Source organism: Cupriavidus sp. SHE (assembly GCF_000812445.1).
GTDB classification, from domain to species: Bacteria; Pseudomonadota; Gammaproteobacteria; order Burkholderiales; family Burkholderiaceae; genus Cupriavidus; species Cupriavidus metallidurans.
The window spans coordinates 76,529-96,662 of sequence record NZ_JWMB01000042.1 but is presented as its reverse complement, the minus strand read 5'-3'; the positions used below and the strand labels follow the sequence as shown (position 1 = coordinate 96,662).

At 65.1% G+C, this 20,134-nt stretch carries 15 protein-coding genes; 6 read left to right on the top strand and 9 right to left on the bottom strand.

The window, feature by feature from the left end:
• Nucleotides 1-7: 7 nt before the first annotated feature.
• Together ggt and RN01_RS20685 are read right to left on the bottom strand one after the other, a co-directional pair.
• The gene (gene ggt / locus RN01_RS20690; protein ID WP_011515652.1) at nt 8-1,633 is read right to left on the bottom strand and encodes a gamma-glutamyltransferase; all 1,626 of its coding nucleotides are present in this window, start codon (nt 1,631-1,633) and stop codon (nt 8-10) included.
• A gap of 78 nt (nt 1,634-1,711) precedes the next feature.
• Nucleotides 1,712-2,689: a tripartite tricarboxylate transporter substrate binding protein gene (locus RN01_RS20685; RefSeq protein WP_017513669.1), complete on the bottom strand. Its 978-nt coding sequence runs from the start codon at nt 2,687-2,689 to the stop codon at nt 1,712-1,714.
• 169 nt (nt 2,690-2,858) lie between these two features.
• Between RN01_RS20685 and RN01_RS20680 the strand changes: the two genes are divergently transcribed.
• On the top strand, nt 2,859-3,743 hold the full coding sequence (locus RN01_RS20680) for a LysR substrate-binding domain-containing protein (protein ID WP_017513670.1): 885 nt from the start codon (nt 2,859-2,861) through the stop codon (nt 3,741-3,743).
• Between the two features lie 108 nt (nt 3,744-3,851).
• Here RN01_RS20680 and RN01_RS20675 read toward each other — a convergent pair whose 3' ends face one another.
• Entirely contained in the window at nt 3,852-5,354 is a 1,503-nt protein-coding gene (locus tag RN01_RS20675) for a tripartite tricarboxylate transporter permease (protein ID WP_011515655.1), read from the bottom strand.
• 13 nt (nt 5,355-5,367) lie between these two features.
• Nucleotides 5,368-5,829, bottom strand: a complete 462-nt coding sequence (locus tag RN01_RS20670) for a tripartite tricarboxylate transporter TctB family protein (protein WP_008647137.1) — start codon at nt 5,827-5,829, stop codon at nt 5,368-5,370.
• A gap of 374 nt (nt 5,830-6,203) precedes the next feature.
• Here RN01_RS20670 and RN01_RS20665 point away from each other — a divergent pair, with 374 nt between their 5' ends.
• Entirely contained in the window at nt 6,204-8,021 is a 1,818-nt protein-coding gene (locus RN01_RS20665; protein WP_017514249.1) for a potassium/proton antiporter, read from the top strand.
• On the opposite strand, the gene RN01_RS20660 is transcribed toward RN01_RS20665, so the two are convergent.
• From RN01_RS20660 to RN01_RS20650, 3 genes are all read right to left on the bottom strand, one after another.
• Nucleotides 7,993-9,000: a tripartite tricarboxylate transporter substrate binding protein gene (locus RN01_RS20660; protein WP_017514250.1), complete on the bottom strand. Its 1,008-nt coding sequence runs from the start codon at nt 8,998-9,000 to the stop codon at nt 7,993-7,995. The genes RN01_RS20665 and RN01_RS20660 overlap by 29 nt on opposite strands.
• Nucleotides 9,001-9,097: 97 nt before the next feature.
• Nucleotides 9,098-9,553 (bottom strand): DUF2214 family protein, encoded by a 456-nt coding sequence (locus RN01_RS20655; RefSeq protein WP_011515658.1) that lies wholly within the window; start codon nt 9,551-9,553, stop codon nt 9,098-9,100.
• A 101-nt stretch (nt 9,554-9,654) separates the two neighbouring features.
• Complete coding sequence (locus tag RN01_RS20650) at nt 9,655-10,875, bottom strand: CaiB/BaiF CoA-transferase family protein (RefSeq protein WP_008647133.1); 1,221 nt, start codon at nt 10,873-10,875, stop codon at nt 9,655-9,657.
• Nucleotides 10,876-11,124: 249 nt separating this feature from the next.
• Here RN01_RS20650 and alaS point away from each other — a divergent pair, with 249 nt between their 5' ends.
• On the top strand, nt 11,125-13,749 hold the full coding sequence (alaS, locus tag RN01_RS20645) for an alanine--tRNA ligase (RefSeq protein ID WP_024569088.1): 2,625 nt from the start codon (nt 11,125-11,127) through the stop codon (nt 13,747-13,749).
• A 105-nt stretch (nt 13,750-13,854) separates the two neighbouring features.
• Here the strand turns inward: alaS and RN01_RS20640 are convergent, their stop codons facing one another.
• Both RN01_RS20640 and RN01_RS20635 read right to left on the bottom strand, forming a co-directional pair.
• Nucleotides 13,855-15,432: an aldehyde dehydrogenase (NADP(+)) gene (locus RN01_RS20640; RefSeq protein ID WP_024569089.1), complete on the bottom strand. Its 1,578-nt coding sequence runs from the start codon at nt 15,430-15,432 to the stop codon at nt 13,855-13,857.
• Nucleotides 15,433-15,597: 165 nt separating this feature from the next.
• Entirely contained in the window at nt 15,598-16,347 is a 750-nt protein-coding gene (locus RN01_RS20635) for a FadR/GntR family transcriptional regulator (protein WP_008646042.1), read from the bottom strand.
• Between the two features lie 162 nt (nt 16,348-16,509).
• Between RN01_RS20635 and gudD the strand changes: the two genes are divergently transcribed.
• From gudD to RN01_RS20620, 3 genes are all read left to right on the top strand, one after another.
• Nucleotides 16,510-17,865: a glucarate dehydratase gene (gene gudD, locus RN01_RS20630; protein ID WP_024569090.1), complete on the top strand. Its 1,356-nt coding sequence runs from the start codon at nt 16,510-16,512 to the stop codon at nt 17,863-17,865.
• A 94-nt stretch (nt 17,866-17,959) separates the two neighbouring features.
• Entirely contained in the window at nt 17,960-19,015 is a 1,056-nt protein-coding gene (locus tag RN01_RS20625) for a tripartite tricarboxylate transporter substrate binding protein (RefSeq protein ID WP_029699542.1), read from the top strand.
• Nucleotides 19,016-19,226: 211 nt separating this feature from the next.
• Nucleotides 19,227-19,820 carry a YXWGXW repeat-containing protein gene (locus RN01_RS20620; RefSeq protein WP_017514175.1) on the top strand — a complete coding sequence of 198 codons (594 nt, stop codon included), beginning with the start codon at nt 19,227-19,229 and terminating at the stop codon, nt 19,818-19,820.
• Nucleotides 19,821-20,134: the final 314 nt, after the last annotated feature.

Below are 20,134 nucleotides of genomic sequence, written 5' to 3'. Positions count from 1 at the left end.
CTCTGCCTTAGAAGCCCACGGCCTGACCGTCGCGGCGGCTGTCGCTGGCGGCCACATAGCCTTGCTCGGCATCGTCCGACAAACGCCAGATGAACTGGCCGGAGCCGAAGTCCATATACGGGTCTTCCACGGATTTGAGCTTGTGGCCGCGCTCCTTGAGCCCGGCCACGGTGTTCGGGTCCATGGTGCCTTCAACGTCCAGCGTGAAGTCGCGGTTGACCTTCCAGCGCGGTGCGCAGCAGGCAGCCTGCGGTTGCTGGTTGTAGTCGAGCATGCGCACGACGGTTTGCAGATGACCTTGCGGTTGCATATCGCCGCCCATGACGCCGAAGCTCATCACCGGCTTGCCTTGCTTGGTCAGGAAGGCCGGGATAATCGTGTGGAACGGGCGCTTGCCGCCTTCCACCACGTTGGCCGACTTCGGATCCATCGAGAACCCCACGCCACGGTTCTGCAGGCTGATGCCGGTGCCCGGCACCACGACGCCGGAACCGAAGCCCATGTAGTTCGACTGGATGAACGAGATCATCATGCCGTTCTCGTCCGCCGCGGTCAGGTAGATCGTGCCGCCAGTGCGGGGCATGCCGAAGTTGAAATGCGTCGCGCGCTGCATGTCAATCAGCTTGGCGCGGGACTTCAGGTAGGCCTCGTCCAGCATCTGCTCGGGCGTGACCTCCATGCTGCGCGGATCGGCCACGTAGCGGTACAGGTCCGCGAAGGCAAGCTTCATCGCCTCGATCTGCAGGTGCTGCGAGTCGACCGAATCCACCGGCAGCGAGCCGACGTCGAACTGATCGAGGATACCCAGCGCCATCAGCGCGGCAATGCCCTGGCCGTTCGGCGGAATCTCGTGCACTTCGTAGCCACGGTAGGACTTGCTGATCGGCGTGACCCACTCGGGGCGGTAGTTGCGAAGATCGTCGAGCGTCATCGCGCCACCGCATGCCTTGCTGAACGCGGCGATCTTCTCGGCGATTTCGCCTTCATAGTACGCACGGCCGCCAGTGGCGCCGATCTTGCGCAGCGTGTCTGCGGCATCCTTGAACAAGAATTTCTCGCCGACGGCCGGCGCGCGGCCATTCGGCATGAACGTGTCGGCAAAGCCGGGCTGGCTCTTGAGGTCCGGCACGGCGGCGGCCCACTTGTGTGCAACCACCGGCGGCACCGCATAGCCACGTTCCGCGATCTCGATCGCGGGTTCCATCAGGTCTTCGAACGGCAGCTTGCCGAAGCGTTCGTGCAGCGCGGCCCAGCCGGCGATGACACCAGGCACGGTGACCGAATCCCAGCCACGGATCGGCCGGTTCGCAAGGCCGTTGCCATCGGCGCCGTACTTGTTCTTGAAGTAGTCCGGATTCCACGCGGCCGGCGCCACGCCCGACGAATTCAGGCCGTGCAGTTGCTTGCCGTCCCACAGGATCGCGAAGGCATCGCTGCCCAGGCCGCACGACACCGGTTCCACCAGCGTGATCGCCGCGGCGGCGGCAATCGCGGCGTCCACTGCGTTGCCGCCCTTGAGCAGCATCCGCAGGCCGGCCTGGGCCGCCAGCGGATGCGAGGTCGACACAACGTTGCGCGCGAACAGCGGAATGCGCACGGTGGGGTAGGGGTTGGTCCAGTTGAAGTTCTGCATGGTGTCTCTCGCTATGCCTAGTGTTTTCTCTGCGCTCCCATCGTGCAGGAGAGCAGAGCAAAATTGGGGATCAAAGAATCAATCCACCTGGATCTTCCGATCCTTGATCAGCTTGCCCCAGCGGGCGCTGTCCTTCTTCACCATCGCGGCGAACTGCGCCGGCGTGCCGCCAACGGGCTCGGCGCCGAGCTTGGCCAGGCGATCCTTGACGTCCTGCGACTGGATGGCCTTGTTGAACTCGCTGTTCAGGCGGTTGACGATATCTGTCGGCAGGCCCTTGGGGCCATAAATGCCGAACCATGTGTCCGATTCGAACCCGGGCAGCCCCGATTCGTTGACCGTCGGCAGGTCCGGTGCCAGCGGCGAGCGCTTCATGCTGGTCACGGCCAGCCCTTTCAGCTTGCCGTCCTTCACGTGCGGCATGCCGGACACGATGCTGTCGAACAGGATCTGCACCTTGTTCGAGATCAGGTCAGGCACCGCCAGCGCCGTGCCACGGTACGGAATATGCGTGATGAACACACCGGCCTGGGCCTTGAATGCCTCGGCGGTCAGATGCACGACCGTGCCGTTGCCACTCGATGCGTAGTTCAACTCGCCCGGATGCTTTTTCGCGTAGTCGATCAGTTCCTTGACGTTCTTCACCGGCAGCGAGTTCGGCACCACCAGCACGTTGGTGGCCGTGGCCACCTGGCCGATCGGCGTGAAGTCCGTCTCTGTGTTGTACGGCAGATGGGTGTTGATGTACGGGCCGATCGAGTGCGTGCTGGTCGTGGCGATCAGCAGTGTGTAGCCGTCGGCGGGCGCCTTGGCCGCCATGTCCGAGCCGATCGCGCCGCCGGCGCCGGGCCGGTTGTCCACCACGATCTGCTGGCCCATGCTCGTGCCCACTTTCTGGGCAATAGCGCGCGCCAGCAGATCAGTGGCGCCGCTGGCCGGGAAGGGCACGATCAGCCGGATCGGCTTGCTGGGATAGTTCTCTGCGTGCGACGGGGCAGCAGCCAGGGTCAGGCTTGTGGCAAGGCCGACGCCAAACAGGCGAAGCCAGGTTTTCATTTCTCTTCTCCGGTGCGGATGGGTACGGCACATCTCTTCTGGGCAGCAACCCAAAATTATTCCGCGCCGGTCGACATAATGAAAGTTAATATTCCTTGCCTGATCCACAAGAAAAACTTGTGAATCGAGCAAGGAGGCCAGCGACCCATATGCATTCAATGAGCACCCCATGAGCACAATCCGCTTTCTAAGGACCTTCGTAGCCGTGGCCGAGCATGGCTCGTTCGCCGCCGCCGCCGGTCAGGTGGCACTGACCCAGGCGGCAGTGAGCCTGCAAATGCGCTCCCTGGAGGAGGAATTGCGGCGCGAACTGTTCGACCGCAGCGGACGCGTGGCAGTGCTCAATGCCGATGGCCGGGAACTGCTGCCCATGGCGCGGCGGCTGCTGGATCTCTATGAGGAGATGCGGCTGCCACTTTCAGGGTCCGATGCGATGGCGGGGGCTGTGGCGGTCGGCGCGGTGGTGTCGGTGATGGGGGGGCTGTCGCATGTCGTGGCGCGGCTCAAGCGCACGCACGCGGCGCTTGATGTCCGGCTCATCGGCGCGAAGTCGATCGAATTGGCGACGATGGTGGAGGGCGGCGAGCTCGACGCGGCGTTTCTGGTCGAAGGCATGGCGCGCCCATCCGGGGTGCTGCGCTGGACGCCCCTCTATGACGAGCCGCTGGTGGCCATCGCCTCGCGGGGCAGCAGTGGCGATACGGCGCGTCAGGCGCTGGCGGCTAATCCGTTCCTGCGGTTCGATCGCACCCAGCGTACCGGTGTGCTGGTGGAGCGCGCGCTCCGTCGCGCCCATTTGCGCACCAACGAGTTTCTCGAACTGAATTCGATCGAGGCCCTGGTGGAACTCGTGCGTCAGGAGGTGGGGGTGACCGTGGTGCCGCTGCTAAAACGTGCCCGCTGGCAGGAAGATGAGGCGCTGCGTATCTTGCCGTTGCAGGCCGATGGCGAGCCAATGGTCCGCACCATCGGCATGCTGGAGCGGCGCGATCACGGCCGCGCGCACGTGACCGAGGCGATCCGCGCCGCGTGTGCCGAGTTGTTCGCCACCTGAACGCCGCATGAGCCCCGCCTGAATGCCGCATTGCTGCGGCGCCGGAATGAAAAAAAGGGCGCCGCAATGGGCGCCCTTCCAGTACAGCGGAAGCTGAGGCCGGAGGCCTTACTCTTCCTGGAATGCTTCTTCGCGCTTGGCCTTGATCGACGGCATGGCCACGATCAGCACCAGCACTGCCGCGCCGATCAGCAGACCCAGCGACAGCGGGCGCGTCACGAACACGCTGAAGTCACCACGCGACAGCAGCAGCGAGCGGCGGAAGTTCTCTTCCATCATCGGTCCGAGCACGAAGCCCAGCAGCAGCGGCGCGGGTTCGCACTTCAGCTTGATGAACAGGTAGCCGATCACGCCGAAGGCCGCGGTCTGGAACACGTCGAACGTGGTGTTCTGGACCGAGTACACGCCGATGCAGCAGAACGTCAGGATCGCCGGGAACAGGAAGCGGTACGGCACCTTGAGCAGCTTCACCCACACGCCGATCATCGGCAGGTTCAGGATGATCAGCATGAAGTTGCCGATCCACATCGAGGCGATCAGGCCCCAGAACAGCGCGGGGTTGCTGCTCATCACCTGCGGGCCAGGCTGGATGTTGTGAATCGTCATCGCACCGACCATCAGCGCCATCACGGCGTTGGGCGGAATGCCCAGCGTCAGCAGCGGGATGAACGAGGTCTGGGCGGCGGCGTTGTTGGCCGATTCCGGACCCGCCACGCCTTCGATCGCGCCCTTGCCGAACTCGTGCGAGAACTTCGACGTCTTCTTTTCCAGCGAGTACGCGGCGAACGAAGCCAGCGCGGCACCGCCACCCGGCAGGATACCCAGTGCCGAACCCAGCGCCGTGCCACGCAGCACCGCCGGAATCATGCGTTTGAAGTCTTCCTTGGTCGGGAACAGGTTCGTCACGCTGTCCGTGAAGGTTTCGCGGGCTTCCTTCTGCTCCAGGTTCGCGATGATTTCCGCGAAGCCGAACACACCCATCGCCACCGACACGAAGTTCAGGCCGTCGGTCAGTTCAGGCACGTCGAACGAGAAGCGCGCAGCGCCCGAGTTCACGTCGGTACCGACCAGACCCAGCAACAGGCCCAGCACGATCATCGCCACGGCCTTCGACAGCGAGCCCGAAGCCAGCACCACGGCGCCGATCAGGCCCAGCACCATCAGCGAGAAGTACTCGGCGGGACCGAACTTGAACGCCAGTTCCGACAGCGGCGCGGCAAACGCGGCCAGGATCAGGGTGGCCACGCAGCCAGCGAAGAACGAGCCGAGACCGGCGGTAGCCAGTGCCACACCGGCACGGCCACGACGCGCCATCTGGTAGCCGTCGATCGTGGTCACCACTGATGATGATTCACCGGGCAGGTTCACCAGAATGGCGGTGGTCGACCCACCGTACTGTGCGCCGTAGTAGATACCGGCCAGCATGATCAGCGCAGCCACTGGCGGCAGGGTGTACGTCACCGGCAGCAGCATGGCGATGGTGGCCAGAGGCCCGAGGCCCGGCAGCACACCAATCAGCGTCCCGAGCACGCAGCCCAGGAATGCGTAGGCGAGGTTTTGCAGTGACAGGGCGGTTGCAAAGCCCAGTCCGAGGTTGTCTAACAGTTCCATGAGGCCCGTCTCCTTAGCTTGCCAGGAAAGCCGGCCACACCGGCATCTGCAGGTTGATGCCGTACACGAAGGCGCCCATGCTGATCAGCACGAGGATGATCGCGTTCAGAACGGCACCCTTCCAGCTGAATTCATGGCTGGCCATCGAGGAAACCAGCACCAGCACCACGACCGACAGCACCATGCCGAGCGGCTTGAGCAGCAGGCCGAACAGCACGACCGCACCCAGGATCCACAGCAGGATCTTGATGTCCCAACGTTCCAGGCTGTCTTGTGCCGCCTTGGACGACAGCGAACCCCACAGTACCAGCGCGCCCAGCAGGGCGAGCACGATGCCGAGCCAGAACGGGAAGTACCCCGGTCCCATCTTGGCGGCTGTTCCCATGGAATAGCCACGGGCGACGAAGGAAAAGCCCAGACCGACCAGAATGAACATCAGGCCGGAGGCAAAGTCCTTTTGGCTGCGTATGCGCAAAATGATTCTCCTCGATTGACTTGCTTGAACTTGACGCGACGTGCCGGAAAACCGGCCTGTCAACTGGGTCGCGGGTGCACGTCACCCACGGCCCTGCGACACTCCCCGTCGCGGGCAGGGTGGAAGTTAAAAGTGCATCCTTTCAGCTACCTTTCATATGTCTGCATTTGGGTGCATCCTCAGGGTATGTCCCTAGGCATACGTCCGAAAGCTGTTCGAAAGGCGGACGTAAGTCGTTGACGATGCAAGGGAAATCACGAGGCGAACGGGCGATTGGACGTCCGGCAGCAGGGCGTGGAGCCGGCCTCGGCGTGCACTATCATCGACAGAACCGGTCGGTATATCGACGGTAAGACGGTACGGGGAGCCACGGGATGGAAAGCATTGACCACGCCATTCTGCTCGGCGCCGTCGTGATGACGGCGGGCATCCTGCTTGGGGTTTTCTCGTCGCGCTTCGGTGTCCCGTTCCTGCTGGTCTTCCTGGGCGTCGGCATGGCGGCCGGGGTCGACGGCCCCGGTGGCATCCGCTTCTCCAACACCTGGCTCAGCTTCCTGGTGGGCAATATCGCGCTGGCCGTGATCCTGCTCGATGGGGGGTTGCGCACGCGTCTTGCCACCTTCCGCGTGGCACTGCGGCCGTCCTTGTCCCTGGCCACGCTGGGGGTGGTCATCACGGCGGTGCTGGTCGGCGCGTTTGCTTCCTGGTTGCTCGGGATCGACTGGAAGCTCGGGCTGTTGCTCGGCGCCATCGTAGGCTCCACCGATGCTGCCGCCGTCTTCTCCCTGCTCAACGGTAGCGGTGTGCGGCTCACGGAGCGCGTGGCCAGCGTGCTCGAGATCGAGTCGGGCATCAACGATCCCATGGCGATCTTCCTGACCCTGACGTTGATCGAGTGGATCACCTCGCCGCAGGGGCTGTCGCCTGGCGCGCTGGTGACGCGGCTGGTGGTGCAGTTCGGGGTGGGCGGGATACTTGGCGCGGCGCTGGGCTACTGCCTGGCCAATGTGATGGAGCGCGTCAATGTGGCCGAGGGCCTGCAGGCCATTCTGGTCTGTTCGGGCGGCTGCATGGTCTGGGCGATCGTGCAGACTGCCGGCGGCAGTGGCTTCCTGGCGGTCTACCTGACCGGGATGATCGTCGGCAACCGGGAACACGCGGTCAGCGGCGACACGATGCGGGCGATGGATGGCATGGCCTGGCTGGCGCAGTCGGCGATGTTCCTGCTGCTTGGCCTGCTGGTGTCTCCGCACCGGATCTGGGACATCGCGCTGCCCGCCGCGGCCGTGGCGTTGTTTCTGATGTGCGTGGCGCGGCCCGTATCCGTCTGGATCTCGTTGCTGCCGTTCCGGTTCAACGCGCGCGAGAAGGGCTTCGTGGCGTGGATGGGGTTGCGCGGCGCGGTGCCGATCGTGCTGTCGCTGTTCCCGATGCTGCAGGGCATGAAGGATTCGGGGTTGCTGTTTCGCGTGGCGTTCGCGGTGGTGCTGGCCAGCCTGCTGTGCCAGGGCACCACGGTCGCCCTGGCCGCACGGCTGGCGCGCGTGCTGCGACCGCTCTACAACGAACCGCTATCGCGTGAGCGGATGCGCGGCACCCAGGCGCCAGCGCTGGAGTTGATGCAGTTCGAGGTGGCCGCCAATTCACCGGTGGACAGCTTGCGCGCGGACCAACTCGAATTGCCGATGCGCAGCCGCCTGATGACCGTGGCGCGTGACGGGGCGCTGGTGCCGCTCGACCGTGCCATCCTGCGTGCTGGCGATATCGTCTCGGTGCTGGCGCCCGGCGGTGTTCTGCCGGTGCTTTCTCGACTGTTCCTGACGTCAGGACCGCCGCCTGCCTGGGACCAGGTGACCTACGATTTCCTGCTTGCCGGACAGGCGAGTCTGGCCGATGTCGCCGCGCTCTATGGCACCCGGCCGTTGCTGCCGCACGAGCAGTTGAGCACGCTCGAACAGGCGATGCTGGCGGTGTTCCGGTCGCCGCCGGTAGAGGGGGATGCGCTGGAGATTGCCGGCTTGCGGCTGACGGTGACCCGAATGGACGGGCCCCGCATCGTGCAGGTGGGATTGCTGCTGCCGCGCCCGGTGGCGGCGGGCGCCGACGATGGCGCGAACCATCGCTGGCGCCGGCGTCACCGGGCACGGCCGGGGCCGGACCGGGTCAGTCGACCTTCGCGCCGGAAACCTTGACGATCTGGCTGTACTTCTTCAGTTCGCGCTGGATCAGGGTGGCGAACTGGTCAGGCGTGGTCGGCGCCGGCTGCGCGCCGATGCGTGCCAGCTTCGCCTTCATGTCGTCGGTCTTCAGGATCGCCACGATGTCGCGATTGAGCCGATCGACGATGTCGCGCGGGGTGCCGGCCGGAGCGAGCACGCCGAACCACGTGGAGATATCGAAGTTCTCCAGGCCCAGTCCCTTGCCGGCTTCGGCAATCGTCGGCAGTTCCGGGAATGCAGCCGCACGGCTGGCCGTGGTGACCGCGAACGCCTTGAGCTTGCCCGCCTTGATGTTGGCCGACGCCGACGCGAGGTTGTCGAAGATCAGGTCGGTTTGGCCCGACAGCACCGACATCTGCGCGGGCGCCGCGCCGTTGTACGGGATATGGACCATGCTGACATGCGCCATGCTCTTGAACAGCTCGCCCGACAGATGTCCGGCGCTGCCGTTGCCACCCGACGCGTAGTCGAGCTTGCCCGGATGCTTGCGCGCGTATTCGACCAGATCGCGCACGTTATTGATGTGCAGTTCGGCGGCCTTGCCAGGGTGCATCACGAGCACGTTCGGCACGTCGGCCACGAGCGTGATCGGCGTGAAATCCTTGACCGGGTCATACGGCATCTTGGCGAACAGCGTCGGATTGATGGCATGGGTGGCCACTGCGCCCATCACGATCGTGTAGCCGTCGGCGGGCTGCTTGGCCACGAAGTCCGCGCCAAGATTTCCGCCCGCGCCGGGCCGGTTCTCCACCACCACGGGCTGACCGAGGCTATCGCGCAGCTTCTCGCCGATGGCGCGCGCTACGGTGTCGAGCGGGCCGCCGGCCGGGTAGGGCACGACGAAGCGGATCGGCTTGGTGGGCCAGTTGCTGGCGGCGCTGGCCGGCGCGGCAAAGGCCAGCGTGGCGGCCATTGCGGCGCCCATCGCGGCGGAGAGCAGGGTCTTCAACATAAGTCAGTGGATAAACGGAGGAAAGCAGGAGGAAAGCGGATGGCCAGCGCGGGTGCGACTGGCCGGAGGCTGCGGTAGGGCGCGGCCCGTCGAGGTCTCAGTGGATGCCGATGCCGCGCGCCATCATCACCGCGCAAAGCGGTAGCAGGATGAACGCGTGCGCTTCGATCATGACCCAGCGGCGCACCTTCTTGATTTCGGCCGGAGTCGGCACGAACTCGGGTAGCTTCAGCGACTGCTTGCGCCACCGCGCGAAGGCAAACGTCGGTGGCAGCGTGGCCAGCGCGATCAGCACGAACACGGTGATCTTGGCGTGGAACCACGGGTTGTGCAGATAGAAGTCCACACCCTTGGCGCCATAGAACAGGCGCAACAGCCCGGTGGCCAGCACCACCATCGCCGACAGGAAATAGAAGAAGTCGTATTGGGACAGGCGGCGCACGGCGGAAGGCGGCATGTCCGGGCGCAGCACGACGGCCTCGGCGGCCATCAGCGTGACAAGGACGAAAATCGCCGTGAAGTGCAGGAACGCGAGCAAGGCGTCGGTCAGCATGCATTCTCCTCAGAGTTGGGGAAACGTCATGATCACCGGCTGCGCGCACCCGCCGGAGCGGGTGCGGTCAAGTCAATGGCGAAAAGCGTGGGCGGGGCAGGTCAGACCACGCCCTTGTTGCGCAGGGCGGCGATGTGTTCGGCACTGTAGCCGAGTGTCTCGCCAAGCACCACATCCGTGTGCTCCCCGAGCAACGGCGGATGGCGCAGCGCCTCGGTCGGCGTGGCGCTCATCTTCATCGGGCTGCCCACCAGCTTGACCGTGCCAGCCGAGGGGTGGGGCAGGTCCACGCGCAGGCCACGCGCCACCACCTGCTCGTTCTCGAAGACCTCGTCGAGCGTGTTGATCGGCCCGCACGGCACGCTGGCGCGCTCCAGGTCCAGAATCCACTGTTCACGCGTGCGCGGCGCCACCATCTCGGCCAGGATCGGTACCAGCACGTCGCGGTGCGCCACGCGCTGCGGATTGGTGGCGAAGCGCGGGTCGTCGGCCAACTCGGGGCGGCCGCCGGCGGTGACGAACTTGCGGAACTGGCCGTCGTTGCCCACCGCGACGATGAGCCATCCATCGGCGGCCTGGAACGTCTGGTAAGGGACGATGTTCGGGTGCGCGTTGCCCCAGCGCTTCGGCGGGACGCCGCTGGCCAGGTAGTTGGTGTTCATGTTCGCCAGCATCGACACCTGCACGTCCAGCAGCGCCATGTCGATGTACTGGCCTTCGCCGGTACGGTCGCGATGGGCCAGCGCGGCCAGCACGGCGATGGTGGCGTACTGGCCCGTCATGAGGTCGGAGATCGCCACGCCAGCTTTCTGCGGGCCGCCGCCGGGCAGGTCGTCGCGCTCGCCGGTGATGCTCATGAAACCACCCATGCCCTGGATGATGAAATCGTAGCCCGGGCGCTGGGCGTAGGGGCCGGTCTGTCCGAAGCCGGTGACCGAGCAGTAGATCAGGTCCGGCTTGATCGCTTTGAGCGATTCATAATCGAGGCCATACTTCTTGAGTTGTCCGACCTTGTAGTTTTCGAGCACCACATCGCTCTGCGCGGCCAGGTCGCGCACGAGTTGCTGCCCCTCCGGCGTGCTGATGTCGCACGTCACCGAACGCTTGTTGCGGTTGGCCGCCAGATAGTAGGCGGCCTCGGCCGTGTCTTCACCCTCGGGGGTCTTGAGCCAGGGTGGGCCCCAAATGCGGGTGTCGTCACCGGCGCCGGGGCGCTCGATCTTGATCACGTCGGCGCCGAAATCGGCAAGATTCTGGGCGCACCACGGGCCCGCGAGCACGCGGGTCAGGTCGAGGACGCGAAGATGGCTTAAAGCTCCCATGGCGATGGCGGCAGGCAGGGTCGAAAGAGCCAGCACTCTATCACCGGGGCAGTCGGGCGATGTCCCTGCGCGGAATCCCGAGGGAAGATCCTTGGGCGATAATCGGACAGCCGTCTGCCTGCCAGGGCGCTTGCCGACGGACACCTGCCCACCACTGCCCCGGGACGGGCCTTCCCCGTATAATCAACGGTTTGCAAATCCAACCTGACTGACTGCGCCGTGCCTCGACGCCGGCTGCGCCCGCACAACATGAAAGTCTCCGACATTCGCAGCAAGTTCCTTCAGTTCTTCGAGTCGAAGGGCCACACGGTGGTCCGCTCGTCCAGCCTGGTGCCGGCGAACGACCCGACGCTGCTGTTTACCAATTCGGGCATGGTGCAGTTCAAGGACGTGTTCCTCGGCACTGACAAGCGTCCCTACGTGCGCGCCACGTCGTCGCAGCGCTCGGTGCGCGCCGGCGGCAAGCACAACGACCTCGAGAATGTGGGTTACACGGCACGTCACCACACGTTCTTCGAAATGCTGGGCAATTTCTCGTTCGGCGACTACTTCAAGCGCGAGGCCATCCAGTACGCGTGGGAACTGCTGACCAAGGTCTACCAGCTCCCCGCCGATAAGCTCTGGGTCACGGTCTACGCCGAGGACGACGAGGCTTACGACATCTGGGCCAAGGAAGTGGGCGTGCCGGCCGACCGCATCGTGCGCATCGGCGACAACAAGGGCGCGCGCTACGCGTCGGACAACTTCTGGCAGATGGCCGACACCGGCCCGTGCGGCCCGTGCTCGGAAATCTTCTACGACCACGGTCCGGACGTGTGGGGCGGCCCCCCGGGATCGCCGGAAGAAGACGGCGACCGCTACATCGAGATCTGGAACCTGGTGTTCATGCAGTTCAACCGCGACGAGCAGGGCACCATGACGCCGCTGCCCAAGCCGTGCGTGGACACCGGCATGGGCCTGGAGCGTATTGCCGCCGTGCTGCAGCACGTGCACAGCAACTACGAGATCGATCTGTTCCAGGCACTGATCAAGGGCGCCGGCCGTGAAACGCATATCGCGGACCTGAACCAGAATTCGCTGAAGGTCATCGCCGACCACATCCGCGCCTGCTCGTTCCTGATCGTCGACGGCGTGATTCCGGGCAACGAAGGCCGTGGCTATGTGCTGCGCCGTATCGTGCGTCGCGCGATTCGTCATGGCTACAAGCTCGGTCAGAAGACGCCGTTCTTCCACAAGCTCGTGGGCGACCTCGTCGCGCAGATGGGCGAAGCCTATCCGGAACTGGCCGAAGCCCAGTCGCGCGTGGTGGAAGTGCTGAAGGCCGAGGAAGAACGCTTCTTCGAAACCATCGAAAACGGCATGTCGATCCTCGACGCCGCCGTGGCGGACCTGAAGGCCAAGGGCGGCAAGGTGCTCGACGGCGAACTGGCGTTCAAGCTGCACGATACGTTCGGCTTCCCGCTCGACCTGACGCAGGACGTGGCGCGCGAGCAGGAGATCACGGTGGACGAAGCGGCGTTCGACGCCGCGATGACCCGCCAGCGCGAACAGGCCCGTGCGGCCGGCAAGTTCAAGATGGCCGCAGGTCTCGAATACTCGGGCGAGAAGACCGTGTTCCACGGCTACGACTCGCTCTCGATGGATGGCGTGCGCGTGACCGCGTTGTACGTTGATGGCGCATCGGTCGACACGATGCAGCCGGGCCAGAGCGGTGTAGTTGTGCTGGACAACACGCCGTTCTATGCCGAGTCGGGCGGTCAGGTGGGCGATCAGGGCACGCTGGTGTCGGGCCCGGCCGTGTTCGCCGTGGCGGATACCACCAAGATCCAGTCCGACGTGTTCGGTCATCAGGGCACGCTGGCCAATGGCGCGCTCAAGGTGGGCGATACCGTGGCGGCACAGGTCGACGCGGTCCGCCGCGCCCGCACCGTGCGCAACCACTCGGCTACCCACCTGATGCACAAGGCGCTGCGCGAAGTGCTGGGCACCCACGTGCAGCAGAAGGGCTCGCTGGTCGATCCGGACAAGACCCGCTTCGATTTCTCGCACAACGCGCCGCTGACCGACGCACAGATCCGCCAGATCGAAGAGATCGTCAACGCCGAGATCCTGAGCAATGCGCCGACCGTGGCACAGGTCATGCCGTTCGACGACGCGGTCAAGAGCGGCGCGATGGCACTGTTCGGCGAGAAGTACGCTGACGATGTGCGTGTGCTGGCAATCGGTACGTCGAAGGAACTCTGCGGCGGTACGCACGTGACCCGCACCGGGGACATTGGCCTGTTCAAGATCGTCGTGGAAGCTGGCGTGGCCGCTGGCATCCGCCGCGTGGAGGCTATCACCGGCGACAACGCGCTGCACTACCTGCAATCGCTCGACGCCCGTCTCAACGAAGCCGCCGCCGCGCTGCGCGCGCAGCCTTCGGAGCTGGTGCCGCGCATCGGCCAGGTGCAGGACCAGGTTCGCGCGCTCGAGAAGGAACTGGAAAAGCTCAAGAGCAAGCTGGCTTCGTCGCAAGGCGATGAACTCGCCGCGCAGGCCGTGGACGTCAAGGGCCTGAAGGTGCTGGCTGCCCAGCTCGACGGCGCCGACGTGAAGACGCTGCGCGAAACGATGGACAAGCTGAAGGACAAGCTGCAGAGCGCGGCCATCGTGCTGGCGGCTGTGGCTGACGGCAAGGTGAGCCTGATCGCGGGTGTGACCGCCGACGCCACGTCGAAGGTCAAGGCCGGCGAACTGGTCAACTTCGTTGCCCAGCAAGTGGGCGGCAAGGGCGGTGGCCGTCCGGACATGGCCCAGGCAGGCGGCACCGATCCGGCAAATCTGCCGAAGGCGCTGGCTGGCGTGACGGAGTGGGTGTCGGCGAAGGTCTGATCCCCGTCGGCACCAGTGAGAAAAGCCTCCCGTAACGGAAGGCCTTTCTCGAGAAATAAAAAAACGGCTGCGTGAGCAGCCGTTTTTTACTGCGAAGTCGACAGATCAGGCGCGGCCGAGTTCGCCGTCCTTCAGTCGCCACAGGTTTAGCGGGTTGCTGTCCTGCACGGCTTGCGGCAGCAGGTCAGCCGGCACGTTCTGGTAGCACACCGGACGCAGGAACCGGTCGATCGCGCTAGCGCCCACCGAGGTTGTGCGCGTGTCCGACGTGGCCGGGAACGGGCCACCGTGGACCATCGCGAACGACACTTCCACGCCGGTCGGGAAGCCATTGAACAGCACACGACCGACCTTGCGCTCCAGCGCGGGGAGCAGGCGGGCCGCCAGTGCGTGGTCGCCGGCATCCGCCTGCACCGTGGCGGTGAGCTGGCCTTCCAGGATGCGCGTCACGGCTAGCAGGGCCTCGGCATCCTTGCAGGTGACCAGTACCGTGGACGGGCCGAAGACTTCGACGTGCATGCGGTGGTCGGCAATGAACTGCTCCGCCGAGGTCTCGAAGAATACCGGGCGCGCCTGGTTCGGGCCCGTCGCATCCAGTCCGCAGGCCGCACGCGAGAGCCCGGCGATATCGGAGAGTTGCGTGACGCCACGTTCGAACGCCTGGTGGATGCCCGGCGTCAGCATGGTGGCGGCGGATTTGCCGGTCAGCGCGGCCAGGGCAGTCGCGCGGAATGCCTCGAGGGCCGGACCTTCGATGGCCAGCAGCAAGCCGGGGTTCGTGCAGAACTGGCCGACGCCGAGCACCAGCGAGTCGATCAGGTCGCGGGCAATCTGTTCGCCGCGCGCGGCCAAGGCTTCGGGCAGCAGGTATACGGGGTTGATGCTGCTCATCTCGGCATAGACCGGGATCGGCTGCGGGCGCGTGTTGGCCACGTTCATCAGGGCCAGCCCACCGGTGCGCGATCCGGTAAACCCGACCGCCTGGATGGCAGGGTGGGCAACCAGCGCCGTGCCGATCGCATTACCGACACCCATTACGAGCGAGAACACGCCTTCAGGCAGACCGCTGTCGGCCACGGCCTTCTGGATGGCGCGGCCAACCAGTTCGGAAGTGCCGGGGTGAGCGGGGTGGGCCTTGGCAACCACCGGACAACCGGCGGCCAGCGCGGACGCCGTGTCGCCGCCAGCCACCGAGAACGCCAGCGGGAAGTTGCTGGCGCCGAACACGGCCACGGGACCGACCGCGATCTTCTGCATCCGCAGGTCGGGGCGCGGCGGGGTGCGCTCGGGCAGGGCGCTGTCGAGCGTGGCATCCTGCCAGCGGCCGTCGCGCAGCACCCGGGCGAACAGGCGCAACTGGCCGGTGGTTCGGCCGCGCTCGCCCTGGAGGCGGGCGAGCGGCAGTGCCGTTTCGGCGTGCGCGCGCTGGATCAGTTCGTCGCCAATGGCTTCGATGGCGTCGGCAATCGACTCCAGGAATTGGGCGCGTTGTTCGGGCGTGGTGGCGCGATAGGCATCGAACGCCGCCTCCGCCAGCACGCAGGCGCGCTCGACGTCGTTGGCATTGCCGCTGTGGAATGCCGGTTCGAGTTGCTCGCCGGTGGCCGGGTTGATCCCGTAAAACGTCTCGTCTGTGCCGCGCACGGCGCTCGCGCCGATCAGCATTTCGCCGGTAATCGTCATGATCTTGGGTCCTGCGGGTGAGGAGGGATTGGCATGGCGGCCAGCGTGGCCGTCACATCAGGCTCGAAGTGATTTTGTCGTAAGACATCATATGACATGGAGCGGCATGCCGCAACCGCGTCGCCCGTAGGGATTCCCCCGCGGGCAACATATAGCGGGCGTGCCTTAGGCCGCCGATCCCGCCATTGCAGATGCCTTGCGCAAACGCTCCCGGCTATTGGTCAGGTGCATCCGCATGGCAGCCTTGGCGGCTTCCGGGTCGCGTCGCTCGATGGCGTCGTAGATGCTCTCGTGCTCGAAGTTCACGCGTTCCAGATACTGCTCGCGCTCGGGCTGACTGACTTGCAAGCGGCTGCGCGGGATCACCATCGTGCCGAGGTGGCCCATGATGTCCGTGAAGTATCGGTTGCCCGTGGCGCGTGCGATAGACAGATGAAACTCGAAATCGGCGCCTACCGCATCGCTACCCTCCAGCGCGCTGTGCTTGATGTCGTCGAGTGCCCGGCGAATTGCCCGTAGTTGGTCGTCACTGCGGCGCGTGGCAGCCAGGCTGGCTGCTTCGGCTTCCAGGCTGACGCGGAATTCCAGCATTGCCAGCACATCCATCGCCGTGACAATGGCCGAAGGGTCGATGCGGAACGGCGATTGCGTTTCCGCGGGGCGATTCAGGACAAAAGTGCCGATGCCGTGGCGCGTTTCCACCATGCCGCTGGCCTGCAGCCGTGATAGCGCCTCGCGCACCACTGTGCGGCTCACGCCGAGCCTGGCCATGATTTCGGATTCGGTCGGGAGTTTGTCGCCCGGTTTGAGCTGGCCCTGCTGGATGTTTTCGGTCAGGCTGCCGACCACCTCTTCGGCGAGCGTGCGGCCACGGCGGCGCAGGGGAGCGGGCGAAGTCAGCGGGGCATTGGACATGGCGGGCAGATATCTTGGATCTTGGCCAGTGGCGATCACTGGTTGTTGACCGTGTAGTGATGCGCTCATTATACTTCGTCATAAGTCATACGACGACCGATAACACACAGGTGCTTGCAGCTACCCTCACGTTGTGGCAGCGCCGGCCCGGAGACAACCGACATGAATGCCGCTTCCCTTCAAGGCGCCGCTGGTGCCACGCCTGTCGTCACTGAACTGACCGTTGTCCCCGTCGCCGGCCACGACAGCATGCTGATGAACCTGTCGGGGGCTCACGGCCCGTACTTCACCCGCAACATCGTGATCCTGCGCGACAGCGCCGGCAATACCGGCGTTGGCGAAGTGCCGGGCGGCGAGGGCATTCGCAAGACGCTCGAGGACGCGCGCCCGCTCGTGGTTGGTCAACCGATCGGCCAGTATCAGGCGATGCTGAACAAGGTTCGAGCCACGTTCGCGAGCCGCGATGCCGGGGGACGTGGTCTGCAGACCTTCGACCTGCGCATCACGATTCATGCCGTGACGGCGCTCGAAGCCGCGCTGCTCGATCTGCTCGGCAAGCACCTCCAGGTGCCCGTGGCGGCCCTGCTCGGCGAAGGCCAGCAGCGCGACGCGGTGGAGATGCTGGGCTACCTGTTCTACGTCGGTGATCGCCAGCGTACGACGCTTGACTATCGCACCGAGCCCAATGCGGACAACGAATGGTTCCGCCTGCGCAATGAAGTGGCGATGGATGCGAAAGGCGTGGTGCGATTGGCCGAGGCCGCGTACGAGCGCTACGGCTTCAACGATTTCAAGCTCAAGGGTGGCGTGCTGAGCGGTGACGAGGAAATGGAGGCGATCCTCGCGCTGCATGAGCGTTTTCCGAAAGCACGCGTCACGCTCGACCCGAACGGCGGCTGGCTGCTGGCCGACGCGATCCGCCTCTGCCGCGACAAGCATGGCGTGCTGGCCTATGCGGAGGATCCCTGCGGCGCCGAGGACGGCTATTCGGGCCGCGAGATCATGGCCGAGTTCCGCACTGCCACCGGACTACCTACGGCCACCAACATGATCGCCACCGACTGGCGTCAGATGGGTCATGCGGTGCGCCTGCATTCGGTCGACATTCCGCTGGCCGATCCGCACTTCTGGACCATGCAGGGCTCTGTCCGCGTGGCGCAGATGTGCGCGGAGTGGGGGCTGACCTGGGGCTCGCACTCGAACAATCACTTCGATATTTCATTGGCCATGTTCACGCATGTGGCCGCCGCCGCGCCGGGCCGCGTGACGGCAATCGACACGCACTGGATCTGGCAGGACGGCGAGCACCTGACGCGCAACCCGCTCAGGATCGAAGGTGGCCTGGTGCAGGTACCGAAGACACCTGGCCTGGGTGTGGAGCTGGATATGGATGCGCTCGCGCGCGCCAATCGCCTCTATCAGGAAAAGGGACTCGGCGCGCGTGACGATGCGATCGCGATGCAGTTCCTGATCCCGGGCTGGAAGTTCAACAACAAGATGCCCTGCATGGTGCGCTGACGGGCCATGCAACGTGGCGGGGGCAGTGGGTGTTTCGCCACGACAGACAGATAACAACAAGCCAAACGCTTTTCGTCAAAGCAGGAGACAAACGATGTTCCAGACACTCTCGCCCATTGCGGCGCAAGGGGGCACGCAGCGCGTGTCCCGCCCGTCCACGTTGCTGCGCCGCTGCCTCGGCGTGGCCCTCGCATTTGCCGCCGGGGCGACCGTAAGCACCACCGCGCTGGCGAACACCACCGCGACCACCGCGTGGCCGCAGAAGGCCATCACGGTGGTCGTGCCGTTCCCGGCTGGCGGTTCCACCGACACCATCGCGCGGATGCTGGCGGCCCCGCTCAACGAGAAGCTTGGTCAGCCGTTCGTGATCGACAACCGACCGGGCGCCACCGGCGCGATCGGCGCGACGTTCGTCAAGCGCGCGCCCGCTGATGGCTACACGATGATGGTGGCGTCGATCGGCGTCTATGCCGTCAATCCGTTCCTGCAGAAGAACCTGCAGTACGACCCGGCCAAGGATTTCGACTTGCTCACCGTGGCCGTGCGCGCGCCCAATGTGCTGGTCGCCAACCCGAACTTCCCGGCCAAGACGCTGCAAGAACTGGTGGCCTACATGAAGAAGAACCCGGGCAAGGTCAGTTTCGCGACGTCGGGGGCCGGTTCGTCCGACCATTTGACCGCGGCGCTGTTCTGGCAGAAGAGCGGCACGGATGGCCTGCATGTGCCGTACAAGGGCGGCGCGCCCGCGATCTCGGATCTGCTGGCCGGCCAGGTGGACGTGTCCTTCCAGAACATCAATGCGGTGCTTCAGCACATCCGCTCGGGCAAACTGCGCGCGCTGGCCGTGACGTCAGACAAGCGGTCGGCCGTGTTGCCGAACGTGCCGACGATGGCCGAGGGCGGCGTGAAGGACGTGGAGGTGTACTCGTGGCAGGGCGTGGCGGCGCCGAAGGGCCTGCCTGCCGACGTGAAATCGCGCCTGCATGGGGCCATCGTGACGGCGCTCAAGGACGCGAAGATGCAGCAGAAGCTCAATGAGCAGGGCTTCGAGGTCGTGGGGAACTCTCCCGAGCAATTCGCGGAGTTCGAGACGCAGGAGCTCAAGCGGTGGAAGACCGTGATCGAGCAGGGCAAGATCACGGCCGAGTGATCGCCGTGTGCTTGCCGCACACACCCGGCTCCGCAATCTGTGGGGGGTCAATTCAGGTAGCTCCATGGAAGTGCTTGCCCCGCCTTGATGGCGGGGCTTTTTGCTTTCAGGCTTCGGTGTGCGGCCTGACATCGATGCAACCGTTTGTAAGTCTGTCATCGTGGTTTCGGCGCCTCCCGTTATGGGCACATAACTCTGGAGGATCGCCCCGATGTCTTCTCGTCTTTCACTTCCCGGCACTGTTCTGCTCTCGGCCGTTTGCGTTGCGGCCGCCGGCCTGAGCGGTTGTGTCGTCGAGCCGCCGCGTCATGTCGAGCGCGTCGAAGTGCAACGCATTACCCAGGCGCCGCCGGCGCCGATCGTCGAGGAGATTCCTCCGGCCCCATATGTCGACGCCTACTGGATTCCCGGACACTGGGCCTGGAAGGGCGGCCGCTATGCATGGAACGGCGGGCATTGGGAGCAGGCGCGCGTGAACATGGTGTACCAGCGCGCGCACTGGAGTGACGAGCATGGCGAATGGGTGTTCCATCCCGGGCGCTGGGTGGAGCTGGTGCAGCAGGCCCGTGTGGCGCCGATCGTCGTGAACGTGCCGCCGCCAATGCCACGCGTGGAAGTCATGCCGCCACCGCCCGGTCCAGGGCATGTCTGGATTGGCGGGTACTGGCGGTGGTCAGGCAGCCGGCATGAATGGGTCGCCGGCCATTGGGAAGCGCGGCGCGACACCGCTTTCTGGGTGCCCGGGCACTGGTATCGCAGTGGCGGCGGCTGGACCTTCGCCGGGGGCGTCTGGCAACAGTATTGATTTGATGTGGCTTGAACCGCCCGGACCACGACGAGGTCCGGGCGGGACGCAGGAAGCCGTTCGGTGGAGGACGCCGCGCGGCGTTCGATTCAGGCTCCAAATGTCTGCATCCAAGGTCAACCAGAGTGCTTGATGGTTGACAATGTAAATGCGAATAATTTACATTTACAAGTCTGTGCTTCCTGCCGTCACTTGATTCAATCGCAAATGCGAACACCCGCCTGACAAGGGCCAAGGCCAGCGCCAGCTGTTCCGGCTGGCCGTGACCCGCCATTCCACGAGAGTGAAAACGTTCTCGCGTCCCACCCGGACGC

Coding starts and splice junctions, on each gene's coding strand:
- ggt (WP_011515652.1), bottom strand. CDS start 1,633: ATGCAGAACTTCAACTGGACCAACCCCTACCCCACCGTGCGCATTCCG.
- RN01_RS20685 (WP_017513669.1), bottom strand. CDS start 2,689: ATGAAAACCTGGCTTCGCCTGTTTGGCGTCGGCCTTGCCACAAGCCTG.
- RN01_RS20680 (WP_017513670.1), top strand. CDS start 2,859: ATGAGCACAATCCGCTTTCTAAGGACCTTCGTAGCCGTGGCCGAGCAT.
- RN01_RS20675 (WP_011515655.1), bottom strand. CDS start 5,354: ATGGAACTGTTAGACAACCTCGGACTGGGCTTTGCAACCGCCCTGTCA.
- RN01_RS20665 (WP_017514249.1), top strand. CDS start 6,204: ATGGAAAGCATTGACCACGCCATTCTGCTCGGCGCCGTCGTGATGACG.
- RN01_RS20660 (WP_017514250.1), bottom strand. CDS start 9,000: ATGTTGAAGACCCTGCTCTCCGCCGCGATGGGCGCCGCAATGGCCGCC.
- RN01_RS20655 (WP_011515658.1), bottom strand. CDS start 9,553: ATGCTGACCGACGCCTTGCTCGCGTTCCTGCACTTCACGGCGATTTTC.
- RN01_RS20650 (WP_008647133.1), bottom strand. CDS start 10,875: ATGGGAGCTTTAAGCCATCTTCGCGTCCTCGACCTGACCCGCGTGCTC.
- alaS (WP_024569088.1), top strand. CDS start 11,125: ATGAAAGTCTCCGACATTCGCAGCAAGTTCCTTCAGTTCTTCGAGTCG.
- RN01_RS20640 (WP_024569089.1), bottom strand. CDS start 15,432: ATGACGATTACCGGCGAAATGCTGATCGGCGCGAGCGCCGTGCGCGGC.
- RN01_RS20635 (WP_008646042.1), bottom strand. CDS start 16,347: ATGTCCAATGCCCCGCTGACTTCGCCCGCTCCCCTGCGCCGCCGTGGC.
- gudD (WP_024569090.1), top strand. CDS start 16,510: ATGAATGCCGCTTCCCTTCAAGGCGCCGCTGGTGCCACGCCTGTCGTC.
- RN01_RS20625 (WP_029699542.1), top strand. CDS start 17,960: ATGTTCCAGACACTCTCGCCCATTGCGGCGCAAGGGGGCACGCAGCGC.
- RN01_RS20620 (WP_017514175.1), top strand. CDS start 19,227: ATGTCTTCTCGTCTTTCACTTCCCGGCACTGTTCTGCTCTCGGCCGTT.